The 23,765-nt window shown below is 69.6% G+C and carries 22 protein-coding genes and 4 pseudogenes; 15 read left to right on the forward strand and 11 right to left on the reverse strand.

What is annotated here, in order from left to right:
* Positions 1–90 precede the first annotated feature (90 nt).
* On the forward strand, positions 91–609 hold the full coding sequence (locus tag GAS53_RS16025; RefSeq protein WP_151478264.1) for a GNAT family N-acetyltransferase: 519 nt from the start codon (positions 91–93) through the stop codon (positions 607–609).
* 11 nt (positions 610–620) lie between these two features.
* On the opposite strand, the gene GAS53_RS16030 is transcribed toward GAS53_RS16025, so the two are convergent.
* Positions 621–1,421, reverse strand: a complete 801-nt coding sequence (locus GAS53_RS16030) for a dioxygenase family protein (protein WP_192583129.1) — start codon at positions 1,419–1,421, stop codon at positions 621–623.
* A gap of 152 nt (positions 1,422–1,573) precedes the next feature.
* Between GAS53_RS16030 and GAS53_RS16035 the strand changes: the two genes are divergently transcribed.
* Positions 1,574–2,077, forward strand: coding sequence for a MarR family winged helix-turn-helix transcriptional regulator (locus tag GAS53_RS16035; protein WP_151478265.1), 504 nt, complete (start codon positions 1,574–1,576; stop codon positions 2,075–2,077).
* Positions 2,078–2,347: 270 nt separating this feature from the next.
* On the opposite strand, the gene GAS53_RS16040 is transcribed toward GAS53_RS16035, so the two are convergent.
* Together GAS53_RS16040 and GAS53_RS16045 are read right to left on the reverse strand one after the other, a co-directional pair.
* Positions 2,348–3,886, reverse strand: a complete 1,539-nt coding sequence (locus GAS53_RS16040) for an MFS transporter (protein ID WP_151478266.1) — start codon at positions 3,884–3,886, stop codon at positions 2,348–2,350.
* Positions 3,887–4,046: 160 nt separating this feature from the next.
* Positions 4,047–4,691 (reverse strand): TetR/AcrR family transcriptional regulator, encoded by a 645-nt coding sequence (locus GAS53_RS16045; protein ID WP_151478267.1) that lies wholly within the window; start codon positions 4,689–4,691, stop codon positions 4,047–4,049.
* Positions 4,692–4,956: 265 nt separating this feature from the next.
* On the opposite strand from GAS53_RS16045, the gene GAS53_RS16050 reads away from it, so the two are divergent.
* Both GAS53_RS16050 and GAS53_RS16055 read left to right on the forward strand, forming a co-directional pair.
* Entirely contained in the window at positions 4,957–6,246 is a 1,290-nt protein-coding gene (locus GAS53_RS16050) for a M6 family metalloprotease domain-containing protein (RefSeq protein ID WP_151478268.1), read from the forward strand.
* Positions 6,247–6,395: 149 nt separating this feature from the next.
* Positions 6,396–8,036, forward strand: a complete 1,641-nt coding sequence (locus tag GAS53_RS16055) for an IclR family transcriptional regulator domain-containing protein (RefSeq protein WP_225858945.1) — start codon at positions 6,396–6,398, stop codon at positions 8,034–8,036.
* A 142-nt stretch (positions 8,037–8,178) separates the two neighbouring features.
* Here the strand turns inward: GAS53_RS16055 and GAS53_RS16060 are convergent, their stop codons facing one another.
* Complete coding sequence (locus tag GAS53_RS16060; RefSeq protein WP_151478356.1) at positions 8,179–9,711, reverse strand: MFS transporter; 1,533 nt, start codon at positions 9,709–9,711, stop codon at positions 8,179–8,181.
* Between the two features lie 263 nt (positions 9,712–9,974).
* Here GAS53_RS16060 and GAS53_RS16065 point away from each other — a divergent pair, with 263 nt between their 5' ends.
* Positions 9,975–10,613: an NADPH-dependent F420 reductase gene (locus GAS53_RS16065; RefSeq protein WP_151478269.1), complete on the forward strand. Its 639-nt coding sequence runs from the start codon at positions 9,975–9,977 to the stop codon at positions 10,611–10,613.
* Here GAS53_RS16065 and GAS53_RS16070 read toward each other — a convergent pair.
* The gene (locus GAS53_RS16070) at positions 10,591–11,310 is read right to left on the reverse strand and encodes a ScbR family autoregulator-binding transcription factor (RefSeq protein WP_151478270.1); all 720 of its coding nucleotides are present in this window, start codon (positions 11,308–11,310) and stop codon (positions 10,591–10,593) included. The genes GAS53_RS16065 and GAS53_RS16070 overlap by 23 nt on opposite strands.
* A gap of 223 nt (positions 11,311–11,533) precedes the next feature.
* Between GAS53_RS16070 and GAS53_RS16075 the strand changes: the two genes are divergently transcribed.
* Complete coding sequence (locus GAS53_RS16075; RefSeq protein ID WP_151478271.1) at positions 11,534–12,262, forward strand: TetR/AcrR family transcriptional regulator; 729 nt, start codon at positions 11,534–11,536, stop codon at positions 12,260–12,262.
* A 120-nt stretch (positions 12,263–12,382) separates the two neighbouring features.
* On the opposite strand, the gene GAS53_RS16080 is transcribed toward GAS53_RS16075, so the two are convergent.
* The 3 genes from GAS53_RS16080 to GAS53_RS16090 form a co-directional block, all read right to left on the reverse strand.
* Positions 12,383–13,711 carry an enolase C-terminal domain-like protein gene (locus tag GAS53_RS16080; RefSeq protein WP_151478272.1) on the reverse strand — a complete coding sequence of 443 codons (1,329 nt, stop codon included), beginning with the start codon at positions 13,709–13,711 and terminating at the stop codon, positions 12,383–12,385.
* Positions 13,712–13,763: 52 nt separating this feature from the next.
* Positions 13,764–15,212, reverse strand: a complete 1,449-nt coding sequence (locus GAS53_RS16085; RefSeq protein ID WP_404829237.1) for a gluconate:H+ symporter — start codon at positions 15,210–15,212, stop codon at positions 13,764–13,766.
* A 125-nt stretch (positions 15,213–15,337) separates the two neighbouring features.
* The gene (locus GAS53_RS16090) at positions 15,338–16,306 is read right to left on the reverse strand and encodes a 5-dehydro-4-deoxyglucarate dehydratase (protein ID WP_151478274.1); all 969 of its coding nucleotides are present in this window, start codon (positions 16,304–16,306) and stop codon (positions 15,338–15,340) included.
* Positions 16,307–16,417: 111 nt separating this feature from the next.
* On the opposite strand from GAS53_RS16090, the gene GAS53_RS16095 reads away from it, so the two are divergent.
* On the forward strand, positions 16,418–17,206 hold the full coding sequence (locus GAS53_RS16095) for an IclR family transcriptional regulator (RefSeq protein WP_151478275.1): 789 nt from the start codon (positions 16,418–16,420) through the stop codon (positions 17,204–17,206).
* On the opposite strand, the pseudogene GAS53_RS16100 reads toward GAS53_RS16095, so the two are convergent.
* Positions 17,183–17,461, reverse strand: a pseudogene (locus GAS53_RS16100) (ATP-binding protein); the annotation flags it as partial. The gene GAS53_RS16095 and the pseudogene GAS53_RS16100 overlap by 24 nt on opposite strands.
* Between GAS53_RS16100 and GAS53_RS57995 the strand changes: the two are divergent.
* From GAS53_RS57995 to GAS53_RS58330, 7 genes and pseudogenes are all read left to right on the forward strand, one after another.
* Entirely contained in the window at positions 17,399–17,566 is a 168-nt protein-coding gene (locus tag GAS53_RS57995) for a hypothetical protein (RefSeq protein WP_318722511.1), read from the forward strand. The pseudogene GAS53_RS16100 and the gene GAS53_RS57995 overlap by 63 nt on opposite strands.
* Positions 17,567–17,744: 178 nt before the next feature.
* A complete protein-coding gene (locus GAS53_RS16105) occupies positions 17,745–18,248 on the forward strand; it encodes a sensor domain-containing protein (protein WP_404829233.1) in 504 nt (167 codons plus the stop codon).
* Positions 18,233–18,481, forward strand: a complete 249-nt coding sequence (locus GAS53_RS58325; protein WP_404829234.1) for a sensor histidine kinase — start codon at positions 18,233–18,235, stop codon at positions 18,479–18,481. Before GAS53_RS16105 ends, GAS53_RS58325 begins: the two co-directional genes overlap by 16 nt.
* A gap of 521 nt (positions 18,482–19,002) precedes the next feature.
* Positions 19,003–19,467 carry a hypothetical protein gene (locus GAS53_RS16110; protein ID WP_151478276.1) on the forward strand — a complete coding sequence of 155 codons (465 nt, stop codon included), beginning with the start codon at positions 19,003–19,005 and terminating at the stop codon, positions 19,465–19,467.
* Positions 19,468–19,605: 138 nt separating this feature from the next.
* Complete coding sequence (locus GAS53_RS16115) at positions 19,606–20,025, forward strand: hypothetical protein (protein WP_151478277.1); 420 nt, start codon at positions 19,606–19,608, stop codon at positions 20,023–20,025.
* Positions 20,026–20,191: 166 nt separating this feature from the next.
* The gene (locus tag GAS53_RS16120; protein WP_151478278.1) at positions 20,192–20,512 is read left to right on the forward strand and encodes a helix-turn-helix domain-containing protein; all 321 of its coding nucleotides are present in this window, start codon (positions 20,192–20,194) and stop codon (positions 20,510–20,512) included.
* Between the two features lie 214 nt (positions 20,513–20,726).
* Positions 20,727–20,960, forward strand: a pseudogene (locus GAS53_RS58330) (FAD binding domain-containing protein); the annotation flags it as partial.
* A 200-nt stretch (positions 20,961–21,160) separates the two neighbouring features.
* On the opposite strand, the pseudogene GAS53_RS58335 reads toward GAS53_RS58330, so the two are convergent.
* Together GAS53_RS58335 and GAS53_RS58340 are read right to left on the reverse strand one after the other, a co-directional pair.
* Positions 21,161–21,271: pseudogene (locus tag GAS53_RS58335) on the reverse strand (hypothetical protein); the annotation flags it as partial.
* 49 nt (positions 21,272–21,320) lie between these two features.
* A pseudogene (locus GAS53_RS58340) lies at positions 21,321–21,659 on the reverse strand (nucleotide kinase domain-containing protein); the annotation flags it as partial.
* A gap of 231 nt (positions 21,660–21,890) precedes the next feature.
* On the opposite strand from GAS53_RS58340, the gene GAS53_RS16135 reads away from it, so the two are divergent.
* Positions 21,891–23,636, forward strand: coding sequence for a sensor histidine kinase (locus GAS53_RS16135; RefSeq protein ID WP_192583130.1), 1,746 nt, complete (start codon positions 21,891–21,893; stop codon positions 23,634–23,636).
* The last annotated feature ends 129 nt before the right edge of the window (positions 23,637–23,765 follow it).

The raw sequence follows: 23,765 nt of genomic DNA on the forward strand, positions 1-23,765 counted from the left end.
ATCAACGGCTGGAATCCGGACAGAATTCCCAACCCGCCCCTCGATTTTTCTGATCTTGCAGTACCCTGTGCGGCCACCGAGGGAGGCGAGATGTCGTCGGAACGTACAGAGGTGCAGGTCAGGCCAGGAGTCGAGGGAGACCTCGACGCCCTCACGGACATCTACAACCACTACGTACGTGAGACGCCGATCACCTTCGACACCGCGACCTTCACGTCGGAAGAACGGCGCCCTTGGCTGCTCTCCCACCCTGAAGACGGCCCGCACAGGCTGATGGTTGCCGTGGCTGCGGACTCACAGCGGATTCTTGGATACGCGACATCGAGCGCGTTCCGGCCGAAGCCCGCGTACGAGACGTCCGTGGAGGTGACGATCTACCTCGCCCCGGACGCCGGCGCGCGGGGCGTCGGCACCCTGCTCTACAAGGCCCTGTTCGAGACCCTCGCGGGCGAGGACCTCCATCGAGCGTACGCGGGAATCGCCCAGCCGAACGAGGCCTCCGCGCGACTGCACGAACGCTTCGGGTTCCGGCACGTCGGTACGTATCGCGAGGTGGGGCGGAAGTTCGGGCGCTACTGGGATGTGGCCTGGTACGAGAAGGAACTCTGACCGCCGGCCCGTCAGCCGAACTGCACCGACCTCTTCGCCAGCCCCAGCCAGAACCCGTCGATCACCGACCGCTGGGCGTCCAGTTCGCCGGAGGCGTCCGCCGCGCCCATCGTCACGAAGAGTGGGGCGAAGTGCTCGGTGCGCGGGTGAGCCAGCTGTCCCGCCGGGGCCTTGTGGAGGAAGTCCAGGAGGCCGTCCACGTCGCCGGATTCGAGCGCCTGGTGGCCCCACTGGTCGAACTCGGCCGACCAGCCGGGAATCCCCGCCTGGCGGAGGGCCGCGAGGTTGTGGGTGAAGAAGCCGGAGCCGACGATGAGGACGCCCTCGTCGCGGAGGGGGGCCAGCTTGCGGCCGATGTCCATGAGGCGTACGGGATCGAGCGTGGGCATCGAGACCTGCAGGACCGGGATGTCGGCCGCGGGGAACATCTCGACGAGCGGGACGTACGCGCCGTGGTCGAGGCCGCGGTCCGGGATGTCCTGGACGGGCATGCCGGGGGCGCGCAGCAACTTGCGGACGGACTCGGCGAGTTCGGGGGCGCCGGGAGCCTCGTACCGCACCCGGTAGTAGTGCTCGGGGAAGCCCCAGAAGTCGTAGACCAGGGGGACGGTCTCGGTGGCGCCGAGGGCGAGCGGGGCCTCCTCCCAGTGCGCGGAGACCATGAGGATCGCCTTGGGGCGCGGCAGGTCGGCGGACCAGGCGGCGAGCTGGCCGGGCCAGACGGGGTCGTCGGCCAGCGGCGGGGCGCCGTGCGAGAGATAGAGGGCGGGCATGCGCTCTACGACGGCACGTTCCTCGGTGGCGGCGGACATGGCGGCGGCTCCCTGGGTGACTGACTCGAGCGGCTCGGCTCGATTGGTCTCGGTGTGGTTCGAACCTCGATTGCTTGAAGTATCAAGCTCTATGAAGTGAGCTTACTCCCCATTTGTTTAATATTCAAGGAGGGGCCTCGTACAGTAGATGTATGAACACGGCATCCGCTGACGAGCCGCGCTGGCTCAGTGATGAGGAACAGCGCGTCTGGCGTGCGTATTTGCATGCCACCACCCTCCTTGACGACCATCTCGACCGCCAGCTGCAGCGTGACGCGGGCATGCCGCACATCTATTACGGCCTGCTCGTCGCGCTCGACGAAGCGCCGCACCGGCGGCTGCGGATGACCGAGCTGGCGATGAAGGCGAAGATCACCAGGTCCCGGCTCTCACACGCCATCGCCCGGCTGGAGAAGAACGGCTGGGTGCGGCGCGAGGACTGCGACTCGGACAAGCGCGGGCAGTTCGCGGTCCTGACGGACGAGGGGCACGAGGTCCTTCGGCGGACGGCTCCCGGTCATGTGGCCGCCGTGCGGCAGGCCGTCTTCGACCGGCTCTCGCCCGACCAGCAGAAAGCCCTCGGCGAGGCGATGCGTCTCATCGCGGAGGGGCTTCAGCCGAAGGAGGCCGGGGCGGACTTGCCCTGGCTGCGGTAGCGCTCCACTGGGTTTGGCCGGGCAACTACCGTCGTTCGTCGACTGCGGGCCGGTTGTGGCTGGTCGCGCAGTTCCCCGCGCCCCTTACGGGGCGCGGCCACGCGGCGGAGCCGCAAATGTCAGAGCCCCGCGCCCGCTGACAAGGCATGGATCTGCCCCGGCTCCACCGCTCTCGGAGCCGGGGCAGATCCCGGGTTCGTGCGTACGAAGGCGTCCCCACCCCCGCGTACGCACGAAGGTCAGTGGGTGACCCCGTGGGGCCCGGTGCCGTCAGTGGGCGATGACCGGGACCTTCAGGTCGTCCTCGACGTCGTCGCCGAAGCCGGGGGCCGAGGACATGTCCGGCTTGCCGACGTTGATGAAGGTGAAGGCGATCGCGGCGGCCAGGACGAGGATGCCGACAGCGAACCAGATCGCGTTGGTGTAGCCGTGCACCTGGCCCTGCAGCTGGACGAGCTGCTGCTGGGACTGGCTGCCGGCCCCGGCGATGTGGTCCTTGATGTAGGACGTGGTGGCCGACGCGGCGATCGTGTTCAGCAGAGCCGTACCGATCGCGCCGCCCACCTGCTGCGAGGTGTTGACCATCGCGGAGGCGACACCCGCGTCACGCGGCTCGACACCCGTGGTGGCCAGCGACATGGCGGGCATGAAGGCCGTACCCATGCCGAGACCGAGCAGCACCATCGACGGCAGGATCGTGCTGACGTACGAGGAGCCGATCTCCAGCTGGGTCAGGAGCAGCATGCCGGCGCCGGCGACCAGGAAGCCCGGAGCCATCAGCAGGCGCGGCGCGACCCGGGTCATCAGGCGCGTGCCGATCTGCGTGGAGCCCACGATCATGCCCGCGATCATCGGCAGGAAGGCGAAGCCGGTCTTGACCGGCGAGTAGCCCTTCACCAGCTGCAGGTAGTAGGTGAGGAAGAGGAACAGGCCGAACATCGCGATGATCGCGAGGCCGAGGGAGAGGTAGACGCCGCCGCGGTTGCGCTCGGTGATGACGCGCAGCGGCAGGAGCGGGGCCTTGACCTTGGACTCGACGAACACGAAGGCCGCGAGCAGGACCGCCGACGCGACGAACATGCCGACCGTCACGGAGTCGCCCCAGCCGTCGGACTCGGCGCGCGTGAAGCCGTAGACCAGCGAGACCAGACCGAGGGTGGACAGGACGACACCCGGGATGTCGAGCGGCGAGCGGTTGCGGCCCTCGGCCGGCTCACGGATGACGAAGTACGCACCGGCGGCGGCGACGATCGCGAACGGGATGTTCACGAAGAACGTCCAGCGCCAGTCCATGTACTCGGTGAGGACACCGCCGAGGATGAAGCCGACGGCGCCACCGCCACCGGCGATCGCACCGTAGATGCCGAACGCCTTGGCGCGCTCCTTGGCGTCGGTGAACATCACCGCGAGCAGGGAGAGCGCGGCGGGCGCGAGGAGGGCGCCGAAGGCACCCTGCAGGGCGCGGGCGCCGAGCATCATCGCCTCGTTGGTGGCCGCGCCGCCGAGGGCGGACGCGCCGGCGAAGCCGATCAGGCCTGCGACGAAGGCGCGCTTGCGGCCCCAGAGGTCGGCGATCCGGCCGCCGAAGAGGAGGAGTCCGCCGAAGGCGAGGGCGTAAGCCGTGATGACCCACTGCCGGTTGCCGTCCGATATCCCCAGGTCCTGCTGGGCCGAGGGAAGCGCGATGTTCACGATGGTCGCGTCGAGCACAACCATCAGCTGGGCGAGCGCGATGAAGGTCAGCGCTTTCCAGCGGTTGGAGTCGGGAGCCGGCGCCTTGGCGGCGGCAGCCTGGACTGATTCAGACATGGGGGTACCCACTTCGGGACTTCGTGACGGAAAAAGGTGTCGGAAAGGGACGGCTCCCCGGCGGTGACGTCCCCGTCGACGTCTTCGCCGGTGGCGGCCGGAAGCTTGGTGCTGTGTGGACTGGCTTGGGGCGCCGAACTAATCGGTCGGAACTAATCGGTCAGGCTCGTCGCAGGTCCTCCATGGTCGCGGCCGTGCCCGGCAGTTCGGAGCGGGCCGGCGCCCGCAGACCGTCGAGGAACAGCTGCAGGTGTCGGTGGACGAAACGGTCATGGCTCAGGCATCCGGTGCCGGCCGGGGGCCTGCTGAGCTGGGCCACGGCGATCATGATGTCGCCGACGCCCACGTCGGGGCGGAGCTGCCCGGCCTCACGGGCACGCTCCATCAAGCGGTCGGTCAGGTCCTCGATGCGCCGGCGCGCGGCTTCCAGATCCGGGTGGTGCTGGTCGAAGGTGCTGGAGACCATCGGGCAGAGCGCGCTGATCCGCTCGTCGGCGGCGGCGTGCACGAAGCGCGACAGCGCCTCGAAGGCGTCGCCGGTCTCGCCGAGCGCGAGCTCGGCCGCCTCCGACGTACGGTCCATGACCGAGCAGACGACCTCCCGCACCAGCGCGTCCCGGTCCGGGAAGTTCCGGTACACCGTGGCGTTGCCGACGCCGGCCCGGCGGGCGATCTCGTCGAGCGGCACGTCGGGGCCGAACTCCACGAACATCTCGCGGGCGGCGGTGACGATCCGCTCCCGGTTGCGCAGGGCATCGGCGCGCGGCCGAGTCACCTTGCGCTGCACGCGGATTGCGGTCTCCACGGCGTACTCCTTGAGTCAGTGAGTGCGATCCGGGGAGCGACTCCCCGTTTCGCTCGGACACATGGCTAAACGGGGAAACGATCCCCGGTTATTTCCCGACCTCGAAGAGATTTAATGTGACCTGAGTCACATACCCCAGGGGCTCCCTGGACCAGGAAACCCACGATCGGTCTCCTCCAACGCGCGCCCGCGCATCTGGCGGCACAGGGTGATCGAACAGGGTGCAGCCAGAAACGGCCGGCTGCCTGGAGCGAAAGGCCCCTGCATGCAGCCGAGCCGTCGGATACCCCCGCGCCGCCGCGCCGCAGCCCTCGTGTCGGTCACCGCTCTCACCCTGGCGGTCAGCACCTCGGCCGGGACCGGACACCTGACGGCAGGCTCGACGACGGCGGCGGGACCCATCGCGCCGGCCCACTCCTCCCCCCTCGGCCCCTGCATGATCAGCGGCTCGATGGGCGTGGAGATGTCGGAGGGCATCCCCACCCCGGAGGGCTACTCGCGCTCCACCGGCACGGTCCGGTCCCTGAACCTGATGATCGACTTCTCCGACGCGCCCGGTCAGGGCAGCGCGCTCGACCGTTACGGCGAGTTCTTCCCGCAGACCACCGACTGGTTCCGCACCAGCTCGTACGGCCGCCTCGACTACCGCCCCGAGGCCCCCATAGGCCGCTGGCTGCGCATGCCCAAGCCCTTCAGGGCGTACGGGATAGAGCGCGGCGCGCCCTTCGATCCCGGCTACCGCGAGCTGGTCCAGGACATCGTGGCCGCCGCCGACCCGACGGTGGACTTCCGGGAGTACGACCTGCTGAACGTCCTGATCACCCCGAACGCGGGACCCTCCGCCCTGGACACGGTCCTGTCGGTCACCTTCGCCGGCAACACGGAGGCACCGGTCGCGGACGGGGTGCCCGTCGCCAACGCGTCCTTCGTCTACAGCCGCCAGGACGACGGCTCCGGTTCGTACGACGAGACCGGCTACCGCGTACTCCCCCACGAGAACGGCCACGCCTTCGGGCTGCCCGACCTCTACACCCAGGACGGGGGCGGCGCGGTCGGGCACTGGGACATCATGAGCGAGGACTGGGGGGCCGACAACGACCTGCTGGGCTGGCACAAGTGGAAGCTCGGCTGGCTGGACGACTCCCAGGTCGGCTGCGCGGCCTCGCCCGGCACGACCGAGCACCTCCTGACCCCGCTGACCGAGCCCGGCACGGGCGGCAAGCTCGTCTTCGTGCCGGTCGACTCCAAGACCGGGTACGCGGTCGAACTGCGCACCCAGGCGGGCAACGACGAGGCGGTCTGCAAGGCGGGCGTGCTCATCTACAAGGTCGACGCGGACGTCGACACCGGCCACGGCCCGATCAAGGTCGTCGACTCCACGAAGGACAGCGGCGGCTGCACCCGCAGCCCGAACGTCCAGGCCGAGCTCTCCGACGCCCCCTTCGCCCCCGGCCAGTACTTCAAGGACCTCGCCACCGGCATCCGCGTCACGGTCGCGGGGGCGGACTCGGCGGGGAACCACCGGGTGTACGTGACGCGCGGGGGGCTCCGTTAGGGGGGAGCTCCCGTTAGGTGGCGCCCCTTTAGGTGGCGCACCTTTAGGGGCGCGGGGAACTGCGCGACCAGCCACGGACGACCCGCAGCTTCTGTACGACCCTTCCCCCGTATTCATTACCGTGTTCAGGACACCGTAACGGGGAGCCCATGTCATCGACCCACCTCACACCGGCCAAGCCCGACGCAGTCGCCCCCCTCATGCGCGGCATCACCGTGCTGCGCCGGCTCACCGAGGCGGGCGGCACGTCGAGTCTCAGCGGCCTGGAGAAAACCACGGGGCTCGCCAGGTCCACGGTGGACCGGATCGCGGCGACGCTGGCCCGCATGGGATACGTACGCCTCGACGGCCGGGACGCCGTGCTCGCGCCGAGGCTGATGGAACTGGGCAACGCGTATCTGGCCGCGCTGCGACTGCCCCGGCTGCTGGACGGCCGGGCCGACGCGCTCGCGGACGAGCTGGACGAGTCGGTGTCGCTGGCGGTCCGCGACCGGGACGGTATCCGCTTCATCCACCAGGCGACCCGGCGCCGCGCCATGTCCCTGAGCTTCCGCATCGGCGACCCGCTGCCGGCCGAACGGACCGCACCGGGCCCGCTGTTCGCCACGGAGTGGACACCCGAGGACTGGGCGCGCTGGCGCGAGCGGCGGTCCGCCGACCCGGAGGACCGCGGGTTTCCGGCCGTTCCGCCCCGCGAACACCCCGTCGGGGACGAGGAGTTCGAGAAGCGGACCCGGGAGGCCGGTGCCCAGGGGTGGGCTCTCGACGATCAGTTGATCGAGCCGGGGCTCGTCGCCCTCTCCATGCCCGTACGGGAGCACGGTGGGCGCATCGCCTGTGTGGTGAGCGTGGTCAGCCACACCAGCCGGCACACCGCGGACTCGCTGCGGGACACGTTGCTGCCCCGGCTGCGGGCGACCGTACGCGCCATGGAACGGGATCTGCGCGAGGCCCCCGACCGGCCGCCCGCCGCACCCGCCGGGCTCGCCACCTGGACCGGGGCCTCGAAGCAGGAGCTGGGCCGGGAGTTCATCGAGTCGCTGGCCCGCGGGCTGACCGTGATCACGGCGTTCGGGGAGGGCCGGGCCGAGCTGACGCTCACCGAGGTCGCCCAGGCCACGGGTCTCGCGCGGGCGACGGCCCGGCGGGCGCTGATCACCCTGGAGCATCTGGGCTACGTCGCGGCACACGGACGCGCCTTCACCCTGACGCCGCGCGTCCTCGCCCTCGGCTTCCCCCCTCTCTCCCGTACGACGCTCCCCCAGATCGCGGCCCCGCATCTCGCCGAACTCGCGGACCGGCTGCACGACTCGGCGTCCCTGGCGGTCCTCACCGGCGACGAGATCCAGTACACGGCCCGCGTCGCCACCAGCCGCATCATGAGCGTCAACATCACGGTCGGCACGCGGCTGCCCGCGTACGCGACGTCTCTGGGGCGGGTGATGCTCGCGGACCTGGCCCCGGCCGAGCGTCACCTGCCCGAGCTGCGTGCCCTGACCCCGCACACGGTCACGGATCCTGCGCTTCTCGCGGCCACTCTGGACCGCGTAAGGGAAGCCGGATACGCCCTGGTCGATGGGGAGTTGGAGGAGGGGCTGCGGTCGATCGCGGTCCCTGTGCGTGATCGTACGGGGCGGGTCGTGGCGGCCGTGAACGTGGCGATGCACAGTTCACGGCGGACGGTGGCGCAGTGTGTGGGTGAGGTGTTGCCGGAGCTGCGCGAGACGGTGGGGCGGATCGAGGCGGACCTTCGCGTGGCGGGGCGGTTCACTCGGGTGCCGGTCGCCTGACCGGCGGGGCGACGGTGACGCGGGGCGGGTACGAGGTCGGCCGGAGCCGTTCTCGTACCCGCCCCGCGGTGGAGCGCTTCGCGCGATGGGTTGTGTCGATCGTGCGGGTTCGTGGGGGCTGGTCGCGCAGTTCCCCGCGCCCCTAAAGGGGCGCCCCGGCGAGCTCAGTCGGAGTGGGCTCGTCCGTCGTGTCCCCGGAAGTCGCCACTGTGGCCGTGTCCTTGCCGCCCCTCATCAGGAAGAAGGCCAGGACCGCCGCGCCCACCACCCCCGCCGCGCCCACCATGAAGCTGGCGGACATCGCGCTGGTGAAGGCGTCGTGCGTGGCCGTCAGCAGGCCGGCGTCCTTGGTGCCGTCGGCCACCGCGAGGGCGTCGCCGATCGAGTGGCGGGCGGTTTCGGGGGCGTCGGCCGGCATGTTCTTCGTGAAGGTGCTGGAGAGGACGGCGCCGAGGATGGCGACGCCGAGGGCGGCACCGGCCTGCTGGACGGTGTCGTTGAGCGCGGAGCCGACGCCGGCGTGCTCGTCGGGGATGGCACCCATCATGGCCGACATCGCCGCGGGCATCGCGAAACCGCCGCCCGCGCCCATCAGGCACATCGCACCGGCGAGGACACCCCAGCCGCTCTCCGTGCTCAGCGTGGACAGCAGGCCGAACCCGGCGGCGATGACGAGGAGTCCGAAGACCGCCATGGCGCGGTTGCCGGTCCTGGTGAGCAGGGCGGCACCGACGCTGTTGAAGACCAGCGTGGCGACGGCCAGCGGCATGAAGGCGAGGCCTGCCTCGGTGGCGCTGTAGCCGGGGACGAACTGCAGGTACTGCGTGAGGACCAGCATCAGGCCGCCGTTGGCGAGGGTCAGCAGGACGAGCGAGAAGCTGGCGCCGGTGAACACGCGGTTCTTGAAGAGCTGGACGGGGACCATCGGGGACTTGGAGCGCGCCTCCCAGACGGCGAACGTCACCAGGCTCAGCACGGTCACGGCCAGCGAGATCTGCGCGTTCAGGTGGCCGAGGCCGCCCTTGGGCAGCTCGACGATCGTCCAGACGAGCGCGGTCATGCCGACCATCGAGAGGACCATGCCGACCGGGTCGGCCTTGCGCCAGGGGCCCTTGGACTCCGGCATCAGGATGAGTGCGGCCACGATGGCGAGAATCGCGATGGGGATGTTGATGAGGAACACGACGCCCCACCAGAACTCGGCGAGCAGGGCGCCGCCGAGCACCGGGCCGCCGACCAGACCGACCATCGCGACGGCGCTCCACGCGGCGATCGCCTTCGGCCGCTCCTCGTCGTCGAAGACCGTGATGAGGATCGACAGCGTGCTGGGCATCACCAGGGCGCCACCGACGCCCATCAACACCCTTCCCAGGATGAGCAGTTCGGGTGTGGTGGCCTCCATCGCCACCACTGAGGCGGCTCCGAAGAGCGCCAGCCCGATGACCATGACCTTCCGGCGCCCGAACTTGTCGGACAGGCTCCCCGCGGTCAGCAGCAGACCGGCGAAGACCAGCATGTACGAGTCGAGGATCCACTGCAGATCCGACGCGCTCGCCTTCAGGTCCTCGGCGATCGTCGGGATCGCGACGGTGAGAACCATGTTGTCGATGACCAGCACCAAGGTGCTGAGGCACAACACGATCAGGATGAGCCAGCGGCGCGGGTGACGGTCCATCTTCCAGCCTTTCGAGCGGTACGGGCCTGACGGGGCGTGGATCACGGATGAGGCATGCACGGCGTCCTGGACGGGACGCCGTGCGCTCACATGGAACAACGTACCCCGATGCGAACAGCGTGCGCAACGGGGAACGATGTACCCAGCGGCCTGCACCTCCGCCCTACGTCCGCGGCCTACGCCTGCGACCTACGCCTTAGGTACCGCTGACACTGGGCCGTCGGCCCGATCCCCTTGGCGCGAAGGGAAGTTAGCGTCGCGGCATGCGTATAGGGATTCTCGGCACGGGCAATGTGGCCCGTGCGCTGGCAGCCGGCTGGTCCGCCGCGGGGCACGACGTCGCGCTCGGGTCACGCAGGCCGAAGGAACGTACCGATGTGACGGACGCGGGCTTCGCGGTCGTGGGGCTCGACGAGGCGGTCGCGGACGCGGAGGTGGTGGTCAACGCGACTCCCGGCACCGTGTCCGTGGACGTGCTGCGCTCGGTCGGAGCGGCGGCCCTCGCCGGGAAGACGCTGGTCGACGTGGGCGTCGGGCTGTCCGACGACTTCACCGAGCTGGCGCACCCCAACAGCAGCCTGGGAGAGCTGATCCAGGAGGCGTTCCCCGAGACCGCGGTCGTCAAGACGCTGTGCACGATGGACGCGTCCGTGATGGTGGAGCCGGGCACGCTGGACGGTCCCAGCACCGTCTTCCTGTCCGGCGACAGCGACGCGGCCAAGCAGCTCACCGGCCGGCTGCTCGGCGACCTGGGCTGGCCCTCGTCATCACAGCTGGACATCGGCGGCATCGGCACCGCGCGCGGTCAGGAGCACTTCGCCCTGTTCTTCACCGGCATCGCGGGCGGCCTGGGCACCCACGTCTTCAACATCAACGTCGTTACGCGCCCTTCCTCGCCGTGACGCGGGAGGGCGGGGGCGCATGCTCGGCCCCCGCCCTTCCCTCCCGCCGACCCGAAGCCACCAGCCCTTTCAGCGCCACCTCCGTGGCCAGTCTCGGCAACAGCAGCGCCCAGAAGCGGGTCAGCATGGACCGCGACAGCCACTGCGCGTTCCGGCTGCCCAGTGCCCCGAAGCCCACGGTGGCCGCGACCACGGCGTGGGCCGCGTCCTGCGGCGACACGTCCCGCGCCAGCGCGCCCTCCCGGGCGGCCTCGGCCAGTACGCCCTCCACCCAGGTCTGCCACCGCCACCGCAGATCCGCCGCGGCCGCGACGGGCACGGGGCTCTCGCTCAAGTCGAACCCGGCCCGCAGGATCACGTCGTGCCGGAGCCCGCGGAGTAGTGCGTGCGTGGCGTCCACCAGCACTTGCAGGGCCCCGCCGGTCTCCGCCGATCCGCCCTCACCCCTGCCCGCGGCCCCTCCCCCGGCCCGGCCTTCGACCGTGATCTGCCGCAGCCGCTGCGCCGCCGCCTCCCACACCGCCGCGGCCAGCGCCGCCTTGCTGGCGAAGTGGAAGTGCAGCGCGCCGTTGCTGACCCCGGCGCGCGTACTGATCGTGGACAGGGAGACGACGTCGAAGCCGTCCCTACTGAAGAGCTCAGCCGCCGACTCGATCAACGCGTTGCGCGTACGTACCGCGCGTTCCTGTTGGGCCATCAGAGCGCTCCGTTGCTGCGGGGTGGCATGCCCAGAGAGGCAGATCCAAAGTAACAAACCGCGCGTGCGGTTTCCATCCCGATGCACATACCAATGAGTCGTAGTCATTGAAGTGGAACGGTGTTCGCAGGTCTTGGATGGCGTACGCTTGATGCGTAAGGTGTACGCAGCATTCGTAAGCGCCCGGCCACCGTCCGACCACAGAGCAGGAGCGATGTCTGCCATGCCCACTCAGAAGCAGCCCATCCAGTCGGTGTGGACCAGGCCGCACGGCAAGCGGGAACAGCCCGCCCTGAGCCGGGAACAGATCGTCGCGCAAGCCGTCCAACTGCTCGACACGGAAGGCATCGACGCGTTGAGCATGCGCAAGCTGGGCAACCGACTCGGCGCGGGCGCCACGTCCCTCTACCGGCACGTGGCCAACAAGGACGAGCTGATCGAGCTGGCCGTCGACGAGATCTACGGCGAGATCGAGGTCCCGGACTCCGCGGACCCGGCCCGCTGGCGCGCCGACGTGGCCCACTGCGCGCGGAGTCTGCGCGCGACGATGCTGCGCCATCCCTGGATCGCCTCCGTGCTCGGCGAGATGGGCATGTCCTATCTCGGGCCGAACGCGATGCGGATGTCCGAGACCCTGCTCACCGTTCTCACCCGGGCCGGCTTTCCTTCCGCCGAGGCCGATCTCGCGGGGGCGACGGTTGTCTCGTACGTCACCGGTATGGCCAGCAGTGAGGCCGCCTGGCTGAACGTGCTGGCGCGCAGTGGGCAGACCGAGCGGGAGTATGTGGAGAGTCTCTGGCCTGCCGCCGAGGCGGCCGCCCAGGCATATCCCCGTCTGCGTGAGGAGTACGCCGGGCAGCGGGACCAGGATCCGGGGGCTACGCGGGAGAAGGGGTTCCAGTACGGGTTGGATCGGGTGCTGGATGGTTTGGAGACGCGGGTCACTCGGTGACGCCCCCGGGGAGGGTCGTTGTGCGTCTGCGGGTCGTGGGGGCTGGTCGCGCAGTTCCCCGCGCCCCTGAAAGGTGGGCGGTTGCCGATGCCCCAAGAAAGAAGGGCGCGGCGCCTTCTTCTAGCGGACCAGGCAAGGGCGCTTCGCATCGAACTGCCAGCCAGGGATGAGGTATTGCATGCCTGCTGCGTCGTCCCTCGCGCCCAGGGCCTTCTCCTTGTAGAGGTCGTGGGCGGCCAAGAGGCGGTCCATGTCCAACTGGATGCCCAGGCCTGGGGTGTTCGGGACGGCGATCTCTCCGTCGGTGATCCGGGGCGGGGTGACCGTCAGCCGTTCCAGGCCCTCCTGCCAGATCCAGTGGGTGTCAAGGGCGTTGTAGTCGCCGGGGGCCGCGGCTCCGCAGTGGGTGACCATGGCGAGTGAGATGTCGAAGTGGTTGTTGGAGTGGCAGCCCCAGGTCAGGCCCATCGCGTTGCACAGCTGGGCCACGCGTACCGAGCCCTGCATGGTCCAGAAGTGCGGGTCGGCGAGCGGGATGGAGACCGACTGCAGGGCCAGGGCGTGGGTCAGCTGCCGCCAGTCCGTGGCGATCATGTTGGTCGCCGTGGGCAGGCCGGTGGCTCGGCGGAACTCGGCCAGGATCTCCCGGCCGGAGTAACCGCCCTCGGCTCCGCACGGGTCCTCCGCGTAGGCGAGGGTGCCCAGCAGCGGCGCACACAGCTCGACCGCCTCGCGCAGCGACCAGGCGCCGTTCGGGTCGAGGGTGATCCGTGCCTCGGGGAAACGGTCCTTGAGCGCCCGTACGGCCTTGACCTCCTCGGCGCCCGCCAGGACTCCGCCCTTGAGCTTGAAGTCCCGGAAGCCGTACAGGTCGTAGGCCGCCTCGGCCTGCCGGACGATCGCCTCGGGCGTCAGTGCCTCCTCGTGCCGGACGCGGTACCAGTCGATGTCCGAGTCGGGCTCGCGGACGTACTCCAGGTCGGTGCGGTCGGGGTCGCCGACGTAGAAGAGATAGCCCAACACCCGTACGGAATCCCGCTGTTGGCCGTCGCCGAGGAGGGCCGCGACCGGTACGTCGAGGTGCTGGCCCAGGAGGTCGAGCAGCGCCGACTCGACGGCCGTGACGGCGTGCACGGTGGTCCGCAGGTCGAAGGTCTGGGCGCCGCGGCCGCCGGAGTCCCGGTCCGCGAACCGGCCGCCGATCTCGCGCAGGACGCGCTTGTAGTCGCCCACCTTCGCGCCGACGACCAGGGATTCGGCGTCCCGGAGGGTCTGCGTGATCTTCTCGCCGCCTGGCACCTCCCCCAGTCCCGTACGGCCCTCGGAGTCCTGGAGGACGACGATGTTGCGGGTGAAGTAGGGGCCGTGCGCGCCGGAGAGGTTCAGCTCCATGCAGTCGCGGCCGGCGACGGGGTAGACGGCGAAGCGGGTGACGGTCGGCTGGCTCATGATGGTCGAAGTCCTTGTGTATGAGGGGGAGTCGGGGCTGGGGTCAGCGGCTTCAGAGGCTGAGTACGTCCAGGGCCCACTCCAGCGCCAGGACGCCGCCCAGGCCGAGGATCGCGAGCACCGTCGTGTAGGTGGTACGGACCTTGATCGCCTCGATGACCGACAGGTTGAAGTACTCCTTGAAGAGCCAGAATCCCGGGTCGTTGACGTGGGAGAAGGCGATCGACCCGCAGGACACGGCCAGCACCATGATCTCGGGGTGGACGCCGCTGCCCGCGAGGAGCGGCAGCACTACGCCGGAGGCCGTGACGACGGCGACCGTCGCCGAACCGAGGGCCACGCGGAGGATGACCGCGATGAGCCAGGCGAGGACGATCGGCGAGATGGACCAGCTGTCGGTGGCGTCCTTGATGTAGTCGGAGATCCCGCCTTCGACGAGAACGTTCTTGAAGGCGCCGCCCGCGCCGATCACCAGGAGGATCATCGCCATCGCCTGGGCCGCCGAGGTGCAGGACGCGCTGACGTCCGCCATGCTGCGGCCGATCCGCGGTCCGAACGCCCAGATCGCCAGCAGCAGGGTCAGCATGAGCGCGATCGGTGCCGAGCCGATGAAGGCGACGAAGTGCAGGAGCGGGCTCTCGCCGGAGGTGGCCATGTCGGTCACCGCGGCGCCCGCGATCAGCACCACGGGGAACAGGGCCACGAACAGCGACCAGCCCAGGCCGGGCATCTCCTCGTCGGCGAACTCGCGCTCGCTGACCAGGCCCTTGGGGACGGCGGGGTTCATCCGCCTGATGAACGACAGGCGCGGCCACACGAGCGCGATGAGCGCACCGGCCGGTACGGCGATGAAGAGGCCGTAGAAGAGGGTGTGGCCGACGGAGGCGTGGAAGGTGGCGGCCACGGCGGTGGGGCCGGGGTGCGGCGGCAGGAAGCTGTGCATGGTCGACAGGGCGATCGACATCGGCAGCCCGACCCACAGCAGTTTCGCCCCGGTGACCCTCACCAGGGTGAACGCGATCGGCACGATGATGATGAAGGCGACCTCGTAGAACATGGTCACGCCGATGAGCATGGACGTGACCACCATGGCCACCTGGACCCAGCGCGGGCCGAACGCGTCGAGCAGCTTGCCCGCTATGCGCTGTGCGGCGCCCGAGTCCCCCATGACCCGGCCGACCATGGCGCCGAGTCCGATGGTGAGCATCGTGTCGCCGATCTGGCCCCCGATGCCCTCCGAGAGGACGTCCGGGATGTCGGCCACCGGAATGCCGCGGACGAGTGCGACGCCGATCGCGACGAGGAGGAGGGCGGCGAAGCCGTTGAGTTTCAGGCGGGTCATGAGGAACAGCAGGATCAGGACGCTGATCCCTACTACGAGGAGAGGCATGGCAGTTCCCCTTTGAACTGTTGGCTCTTGTGCGGGTGGCTCCGCCGGTTGGCGAGGGTGGGGGGCTTGGGCGGATTGCCGGGTGCGGGTTGGTGGGGGCTGGTCGCGCAGTTCCCCGCGCCCCTAAAGGAGCAGGAGGCGCCCCTAGCTCGTCGGGTGCGGTTGGTGAGGGCTGAGCGCGCCCACGCGGCGGAGCCGCATATGTCACAGCCCCGCGCCCCCTGACGGGGGCTCTGTCAGCGGTGGCGTTCCGCGGAGACCAAGCCCAAGCCCGTGTCGAGGATCTTCTCCAGGTCCGCGAGGTCGGGCGGGCTCGGGTCCGTGAGGGGGGCGCGTACGGGGCCGACCGGGAGGCCGCGTAGGCGGGCGGCGGCCTTGACCAGGGAGACGGCGTAGCCCGGCACGCGGTCGCGCAGTTCGACCAGCGGGACGTAGAAGTCGCGCAGGAGCTTGTTCATCGTTGTGTCGTCGCCGTCCCGGAAGGCCGTGAAGAAGGCGTTCGCGATCTCCGGGGCGAAGGCGTGGACGGCCGACGAGTAGGCGGGGACGCCGACGGTGGCGTACGCGCGGGCCTGGATCTCGGCGGTGGCGGCGCCGTTGAAGAAGAGGAAGCCGTCGGGTGCGGCGAGGGTGAGGCGCTGGAGCCGGTCGAGGTCGCTGTGCCCGTCCTTGAGGCCGATGACGGTCGGGATCCCGGCGATCTGCTTGAGGCCGTCCACCGTGAAGGCGACCTGGCCGCGCTGGTACGCGATCAGCGGCAGCCGCGTCCCGGCGGCGATCCGGCGCAGCTGCTCGACCAGACCGTCCTGCGGGGCCCCGACCAGGTAGTGGGGCAGCACCAGCAGGGCGTCCGCGCCCGCCTCCTCCGCGATGCGGGCGAACCGCAGCGCCTGCGCCCAGCCGTAGCCGATGCCCGCGACCACCGGCAGTCGGCCGGCGGCGATCTCGACGGTGGCCTCGACGACCGCGCGGTATTCGTCCTCGTCCAGCGCGGTGAACTCACCGGTTCCGCAGGCGGGGAACACCGCGCCCGGGGCGACCGTGCCCGGAGCGGCGGCCAACTGGGCGGTCAGGTACGTCCGGTACGACTCCAGGTCGAGGCCGCCGTCCTCCCGGAAGCTCGTGAGAGGGAAGGACAGCACCCCGCCCGCCATGCCCTCGCGCAGCCGCTGGGCAACGCCTTCGGTCTCCGCACTGAACCGCATCACTGAATCTCATCCCTATATGCAGATGACGTACACGTATGAGAACGGAGGTTAGGTTGGTGAACGGGGAGCGGTCAATGGGTGCGGCGCCGCGGATTTACGATGAGGCCCATGCCGGAGAGCAGCGGGGTCCGCGGAGTGAAGTCGGCGGCCCGTACCGTCGCGTTGCTGGAACTGCTCGCCGCGCGGGGCGATCGCCCGGCCCGCCTTGACGAACTCGCCGAAGAGTTGGGCGTACCGCGCAGCAGCATGTACCAGCTGCTGCAGACCCTCGTGGACTGTGGCTGGGTGCGCTCGGACACGACCGGTTCGCTGTACGGCATCGGGATCCGCGCGCTGCTCACGGGCACGAGCTATCTCGACAGCGACCCGCACGTACGCGTGGTCCGGCCCTATCTCGACGAGGCCTCGGACGCGCTCGGCGAGACGATCCATCTGGCCCGGCTCGACGGCCCGAACGTCGTCTACCTCGCGACCCGCGAGTCCCACGAGTACCTGCGCACCATCAGCCGGGTCGGCCGCCGGATCCCGGCCCATGCCGGCGCCCTCGGCAAGGCGCTGCTCGCCGAGCGCCCCGATGACGAACTCCCGCTCCCCGAGGGCCCGTTGGCCGCCCTCACGGAGAACACGCACACCGAGCGCGTCACGCTGCTCGCCGACCTCGCGAGAGTGCGTGCGCGCGGCTACTCCATCGACCGCGAGGAGACGGTGACCGGCATCGCGGGCTTCGGCTTCGCCCTGCGGTACGACTCACCGGCCACCGACGCCATCAGCTGCTCGGTGCCGGTGGCCCGGCTCAGCGAGGAGCACGAGGCCCGGATCGTCGCGGTCATGCGGGGGATGCGGACGAAGATCGAGGGTCTGCTGTCGCCCGCCTCAGGCGCTCCCGACTGGCGCTGACCCGCCGCCGTCCTCTCCCGAGTCCTTTTCCAAGTCATCGGGGCTCAGCGGCAGTTCGGCGACGACTTCGAACCCGCCCTCGGGGCGGTGACACGCCCGGAAGCGACCGCCGACGGACTGGGCGCGTTCGCGCATGCCGATGAGCCCGAAGCCGGTGCCGGGTGACGGTGCGGAGGGTGAGGTACTGCCTCCGTGACCTCCGGGACCTCCATCGCCTCCATCGTCGGTGACCGTGATGATCAGCCGGTCGCCGGAGTGCGCGAGCCGGACCCGCGCCTCCTGCCTGGCGGCGTGCTTGACGACGTTGGTGAGCGCCTACTGCACGCCGCCGGGCTCGCGAAGCTGCCCTCGGCGCGCTGAGGTCAGACCCTCTCCCGGGGCGGGGAGCCGTCGGCTTCCGATCCGAGATCAACGATCCCGTCGGTGGCTCGCCGCCACGAGAGAGCGCACTCCCGAACCGTGGTGTAGCGGGCTACACCGCCAAGACGCTGGTCTGCTCTGCCGCGTGGGCCCCTTCGGGCTGCCTAGCCTGACGAGCATGAGGAAGACGACGCGGCAGCCGGCCCGGGCCACGGTCCAGTTGGCCAGGACCGCGGCCCTGGCCTTCGGCACGACGCTCTTCCTCACGGTCCTGCTGATCACGGCCACGGCCGCCCTCGCGGTGGTCGGCGCGGGCCTGCTGCCCGAGACGGTGCTGCTGGTACGCCGGATCGCCGGCGCCAAGCGCCGCCACGTGGCCGAGTGGACGGGCCGGACGATCCCCGAGGCGTACCTCCCTCTCGACCTGCCTCTCGACCTCAAGCACCCGCTCCGCGTACGCCTGCGCACGGCGGTCCACGACCCCGGCACGCTACGGGACCTGCGCTGGATGTTCGCCCACTACGCCTACGGCTGGCTGGTGATCCTGGCGTTGCCGCTGTGGCCGGCGGGCCTGCAAGCAGCGGCCTGGACGTCACCGTGCACACGGCCGACCTGGAGACGGGCCCCAGGGCCCCGGCGGCCGTCGAGGCAGCCGCGTACTTCACGGTGGCGGAGGCCCTGACGAACGCCGTCAAGCACAGCGACTCGGACCACGCCTCGGTCCAACTCACCCGCGCCCCGACGGGTTTGACCGTGACCGTACGCGACGAGGGCCGCGGCGGCGCTGACGAAACATCCGCCTCCGGCCTCCTCGGAATGCGCCGCCGCATCGCGGCCCTCGACGGCACGATCCGTCCGACGAGCCCTGCGGGCGGACCGACGGTGATCGAGGCGGGCTTGCCGTGCGTGTGGTGAGAACCAGTGCGGCTTGTCGGCGAGGACCACCGGGCGCGTTGCCGCCAACCACCACGCCCCCGCACCGAGAACCACCGAAGGCCCAGCCCCACCACCGCCCCGCCCCCGATCCGGTACGCTGAGGACCGAGCGCCCTGGCATGATCCAGCTCGCTCACACCTTCGCCTTCGTGGGGCTTGTGCGAAAGTCGTCCACCGCAGGTCAGAGCCTGGACGCTCACCGCGGCCAAAACGCACCTAGGGTGATCTGGGAACGCCTAACGCGTTTGCGCAGGCCAAGCCCTGTTGCGTCGTCAGCGGCCTGACGCGGGTACGGTTGGGGGCCCTCCTCTTTCTTCAACCGCATGCCTCGTCGGAAGAGAGCCTGCTCTCTCGAGCAGACCACTGTCATTCATCGCGAAGGCGATGCATCGTGGGTGTCCCGCAGCCACCTTAGTTCAGCGAATCGACTCACCTCTATCGGCTTCATTCGCTTGCAACTCAGCGCAGGCATGCCCATCAACACCGAGGGACTCTCAACGCATGAGAATCCTTCTGTCGAGGAAATCAGCCTCTACCGTGCTGGCCGCGATCGACCACCAGGAGCGCGTGCTGCTGTGCCGGATTCACGGCGATTCCACTTGGCGGCCGGTCAGCGCAAGAGTGATCCGTGTCTGGCCGACCAGGTTCTCGCTCATTCGAGTTCTGGACCCGCTCTTCTCTCATTGGTTCCTTGCCACCACTCCAGTGATCGGCAGGTTCAATCCCGTGGCAGAGCAAGCCGGCCAAGCCGACTCGATGCGCATCTTCGTCGTCCGTCACCACAAGATGCGTCCGATCAGTCTTCGCGTCCGTACCCATTCCTTTCCGGATGCCGACTATGCCTGGCAGACGCTCACCGATGTCGAGGACGGGGAATTGGAAGTGTGCCCACGTGAACTCGGGCCCTTTCTGCGTGGATACCTCGAGGGCTGGATCCCTGATGGCGTCATCACGCTCGTCGAGTGACCACGCATAGCCACAGGTTGGCATCAGCCGCCACCGCAGTGGATCCGCCGCTCTTTTCGACGCTTGACGCCCCCTCGCCAAGGAGAACCCCCAGTGACCAGTGCTCAGCACCGACGACGCCCCCCACATCGCGGTCCATTGGGACTGGAAATCAGGACGCTTCTGGCAGCCACCGGATTACCCGAAGCAGACGACAACGACCGCTATCGCGCACACGGTGTCGTAGTGACCGATCTCGGCGAATCGGTCAGCGTGGAATGGTTCGTTTCTCGTAGTCTGCGCCGCACCGCCGCCGACGAGCAGCTGCGGGGCTTGCCCATGGCCGTGGCGGACCGCGCGCACGAAGCTGCTCGACGCCACCTGCACGCGGCCCTGTTCGGCATCCTGTCGGAAGTCGGGTACCTGGTGGAGACCGACCCGGCGGGCACCACGAGCGCGCTGTCCGTCCGCGCCGGCCGAGTTTCCATGCCCACGACTCTGGTCGCGGACATCAAACGGATCCTGGCCGACCTCCATGACTCACAAGAGGGCACGGAAGGTTCTGGCCCGTCGCCTTGAGGCCATCCACCGCCCGAGGTCGACACGGCGCGCCTGAAAGCCGATAACGCAACACAGTTGGGCCCTCACCCCCTAAAGTGGTGTGTACTTGCACCAACGCGGAGGTGTGTGCCGACTCGCACGGCACGGAGGGACGGGACCCATGGGGACGTGGGATCATCTCGGCATGCCCCGGAGCAACAACGACCAACTGCCGGCGACCTATGTCGCGTCCGGCAATTGGCCGTATGCCCGGCTCGTCGAGGACGCTCCTGTCAGCGCGCACTACGGCCAGGCGTTCGCGCGGAACCTGGCAGAGGCGATGGAGACGTCTGAGGTCGGACTAAGGGCCCTGGGGGACAAAGCGGGGGTCTCGCACGCAACCATCAGCCGACTGCTACGCGGGATGGTCCTGCCCGACTTGGGGACTCTCGCCCGCCTGGAAGTGGCCCTGGGGACCAGTCTCTGGCCCGGCCTGCCAGCATGGACCGAGCGCGAACACGTCTAAACTTGAGCTTGCCCGCTGGTTGCCGTATTCGAGGCGGGAGTTGAGGACCGGTTCGGTGTGGGTACGTCGCCGTGGATCAGCAGGATGAGCTGTGGGGGCGTCGGCGCCGTTTCTGCCATTGTGAGCGGCGCTTGCCCCAACGAGGAAATGCACTACGCCAACCAGTCAACGGCCGAGCCAGTGGACCTGAAACCACGTCAACCCGCCCTGAAGCGGCGGCAACATCATGCAGCGCACCCGGTGCACGTACTTTCGCGACGTGACGGCCGCCTGCAACAAGCCTGAGCCCGGCTCGGGTTGCGCCGCGCTGGAGGGCTTCAACCGCACGCACGCGATCCTCGGCACCTCCGACTCCTGCGTGGCCACCCACCCCTCCGACGTCGCTGTGGCTTTCGCGGCACTGGAGTCGCGGTTGCGCCTGCTCGGCCCGGACGGCGAGCGCACCGTCCTCGGCCGCACCCTCTGCGTCACCGGCGACGACAACGCGCGCCACGGAACTCTGGGACGCGAGGACCGGGACCGGACGGTGGCAGCGCAGGCCCGCGCACTGCTGCGCACGGGCCGTACCGGTCTGGTCGAGGTCGGCGGGTAGGCGAGGAAGTCACCTGTCTCCGGGTATGACTGCAACACCTCGAAGGCCGCGCGCAGTGACCCGCCACGCGCGATGCGTTCCCCCACGTCCGTGGTCATCATCAACTTCAGCAGCCGCAGGTGATTGCTGTGCTTGCGGGCTGATCCCACCCTCGGCGGAGGAATCATGTAGCTTGCGGCCTGCGGCAAAGGCACGGGTCAGCCCCGGCATGTCCTGCGCTCCGGCGTAGGAGACGTGGCGAATGAGGAACTGACTGACCCGATCCGCAGCCCGGTAGCAATTGGTGAACCGGTGACGCAGCGGGATTGGATCATCGGTCCAGGGACCGGGCCTGCGCTCAAGCCGAACCTGATAGATCGCGTGCCGGCGTGCTGCGAACCGCCAGTACGTGTCGAATACGGGCGTCGGATGGAGCAGACGCCCGGCGATCCGGATGGGAGACGGTGCAGGCTGCTCGTTCAGCGGCGCCACACGCTCCGCAGGCAGTGCCAGATCCAGCCCGCCTTGGAGGCCGTTGAGGGTGGCGCCAGAAGCCATCGCAGGACACCTCCGCATCTAGAGTGACGCGATTCATGTGGCGGGCGGCACTGACCTGGAGGGCCTGTGCGCCTATCTCGACCGCTGGCTGCCCAATGAGTGAGGGTCTTGGGCGGGGGGACTCGCTCCCTGGCCATGACGTCACTGTCTGCATGTACGCCCCTCGGCCTGGGCCCTCAGCCAGTACGGTGAAGACGAGGTCTATCGGTTGAGCTGTGCCTTGTCTGCGCGAGTCGGTTGGAGGAAGCGATGGGCGGGGAACGGCGCGGGGGCCCCGAGCAACACCTGCCCAAGCTGCGCCTGGACGAGCTGCTGGGTGAGCTCCAGGTGCGCATCGATGCCGTGCGCGGCACCCGGGACAGGCTGCACAGCCTGCTGGAGGCGGTGCTCTCGGTCGGACGGGAGCTGGATCTCCCGCAGGTGCTGCGGAGCATTGTCGAGGCCGCCGTGGTCCTGGTGGACGCCGAGTACGGGGCGCTGGGCGTGATCGGTGACGATCGGAAGCTGTCCGAGTTCCTGACCGTCGGCATCGGTGACGAGCAGCGGGCGGAGATCGGCGCGTTGCCCAGCGGGCACGGAATTCTGGGCGAGCTGATCCGGCATCCGGAGCCGCTGCGGCTGCCCGAACTCTCGGAGCACCCGGCCTCGTACGGCTTTCCGGCGAACCACCCGCCGATGCACTCCTTCCTGGGCGTGCCCATCCGGGTCCGCGACGAGGTGTTCGGGAACCTGTACCTCACCGAGAAGCGCAGCGGCAAGGAGTTCGACGCGGAGGACGAGGCGGTCCTGTCCACGCTGGCGGTGGCCGCGGGGGTCGCCATCGAGAACGCGCGGTTGTACGAGGGGGCCATGCGCCGGGAGCGCTGGATCCTGGCCAGCGGAGAGGTCACCAGCACTCTCCTGACGGGGGCGCCGAGCGCCGAGGTGCTGGAACTGATCGTCGGGAAGGCCCGGGAGATCGCCTCGGCGGACGTGGGGATGATCGCGGAGCGGGTGCCGGGCGAGGGCACGCTGCGACCGATGCTCGCGGTCGGTCTGGGCGCCGAACGTCGCAGCGGGCTGGTGCTGTCCGGGCAGGACGGACTCGTCGAGGCCGCGTTGAGCACGGCGGAGCCTGTGGTCAGCGCCGACATTCAGCAGGACTCGCGTACCGGTCCGAGCGAACCGCAGTGGACCGGGCTCGGGCCCGTGGTCGTGGTACCGCTCGGCACCAGCGGAAAGCCGCGCGGTGTGCTGCTCCTGGGGCGTGCGGCGGGACGTACTCCGTTCGGCGACGCGGACACGGAGCCGCTGCTCGGGTTCGCCGGCCAGGCGGCGCTGGCGCTGGAACTCGCCGAGCGACGGCGGGACGCGGAACAGATCGCACTGCTCCAGGACCGCGACCGCATCGCGCGCGACCTGCACGATCTCGCCATTCAGCGCCTCTTCGCGGCGGGTATGACGCTGCAGAGCACCCAGCGTTTCGTGGAGCACCCGGAGGCGATGGAGCGGCTGTCGCGGACGGTCGACGACCTCGATGACACCATCAAGATCATTCGTTCGACCATCTTCGGACTGCGCACGCACGGCGGGGGCACCCGCGAGGACAGCGGCCTGCGCGGACGGGTGTCCGAGGCGGTGAAGACCTCGGGCGCCGCGCTCGGCTTCTCTCCCGCCCTGCGGATCGAAGGGCTCGTCGACACCGACGTATCCGGCGACATCGCGGATCACGCGGTCGCGGTGCTCGGCGAAGCGCTCAGCAACGCGGCCCGGCACTCCGGCGCTCAGTCCGTGGACGTCCGACTCCAGTGCGCCGGGGGCGAGTTGACGCTCACGGTGACGGACGATGGGTGCGGTGTGCCCGGTGGCGTGGTGCGCAGCGGGCTGAAGAACATGGAAGAACGTGCCGTCGTTCTGGGCGGAGCGCTGACCATCGGTGAACGGCCGGAGGGCGGCGGCACCCGGCTGGAGTGGCGGGTACCCGTGCGCCGGGACGCCGGTTCAGTGGGGAAGTGAGGGCGCGCTCCACCTCGGCGACAGTGCGGTAGGCGTTGTTGGCGTCGATCGCCAGGCGAACACCCTCATCCAGAACCTCGGTGGCGGTGCCGCGCCTGTCCTGCCGCAGGCGAGAGGAGGGGCCGTACG

The sequence above is a fragment of the Streptomyces albicerus genome (assembly GCF_008905045.1).
Taxonomy (GTDB): domain Bacteria; phylum Actinomycetota; class Actinomycetes; order Streptomycetales; family Streptomycetaceae; genus Streptomyces; species Streptomyces albicerus.

Coding starts and splice junctions, on each gene's coding strand:
- GAS53_RS16025 (WP_151478264.1), top strand. CDS start 91: ATGTCGTCGGAACGTACAGAGGTGCAGGTCAGGCCAGGAGTCGAGGGA.
- GAS53_RS16030 (WP_192583129.1), bottom strand. CDS start 1,421: ATGTCCGCCGCCACCGAGGAACGTGCCGTCGTAGAGCGCATGCCCGCC.
- GAS53_RS16035 (WP_151478265.1), top strand. CDS start 1,574: ATGAACACGGCATCCGCTGACGAGCCGCGCTGGCTCAGTGATGAGGAA.
- GAS53_RS16040 (WP_151478266.1), bottom strand. CDS start 3,886: ATGTCTGAATCAGTCCAGGCTGCCGCCGCCAAGGCGCCGGCTCCCGAC.
- GAS53_RS16050 (WP_151478268.1), top strand. CDS start 4,957: ATGCAGCCGAGCCGTCGGATACCCCCGCGCCGCCGCGCCGCAGCCCTC.
- GAS53_RS16055 (WP_225858945.1), top strand. CDS start 6,396: ATGTCATCGACCCACCTCACACCGGCCAAGCCCGACGCAGTCGCCCCC.
- GAS53_RS16060 (WP_151478356.1), bottom strand. CDS start 9,711: ATGGACCGTCACCCGCGCCGCTGGCTCATCCTGATCGTGTTGTGCCTC.
- GAS53_RS16065 (WP_151478269.1), top strand. CDS start 9,975: ATGCGTATAGGGATTCTCGGCACGGGCAATGTGGCCCGTGCGCTGGCA.
- GAS53_RS16070 (WP_151478270.1), bottom strand. CDS start 11,310: ATGGCCCAACAGGAACGCGCGGTACGTACGCGCAACGCGTTGATCGAG.
- GAS53_RS16075 (WP_151478271.1), top strand. CDS start 11,534: ATGCCCACTCAGAAGCAGCCCATCCAGTCGGTGTGGACCAGGCCGCAC.
- GAS53_RS16080 (WP_151478272.1), bottom strand. CDS start 13,711: ATGAGCCAGCCGACCGTCACCCGCTTCGCCGTCTACCCCGTCGCCGGC.
- GAS53_RS16090 (WP_151478274.1), bottom strand. CDS start 16,306: ATGCGGTTCAGTGCGGAGACCGAAGGCGTTGCCCAGCGGCTGCGCGAG.
- GAS53_RS16095 (WP_151478275.1), top strand. CDS start 16,418: ATGCCGGAGAGCAGCGGGGTCCGCGGAGTGAAGTCGGCGGCCCGTACC.
- GAS53_RS16105 (WP_404829233.1), top strand. CDS start 17,745: ATGAGGAAGACGACGCGGCAGCCGGCCCGGGCCACGGTCCAGTTGGCC.
- GAS53_RS16110 (WP_151478276.1), top strand. CDS start 19,003: ATGAGAATCCTTCTGTCGAGGAAATCAGCCTCTACCGTGCTGGCCGCG.
- GAS53_RS16120 (WP_151478278.1), top strand. CDS start 20,192: ATGCCCCGGAGCAACAACGACCAACTGCCGGCGACCTATGTCGCGTCC.
- GAS53_RS16135 (WP_192583130.1), top strand. CDS start 21,891: ATGGGCGGGGAACGGCGCGGGGGCCCCGAGCAACACCTGCCCAAGCTG.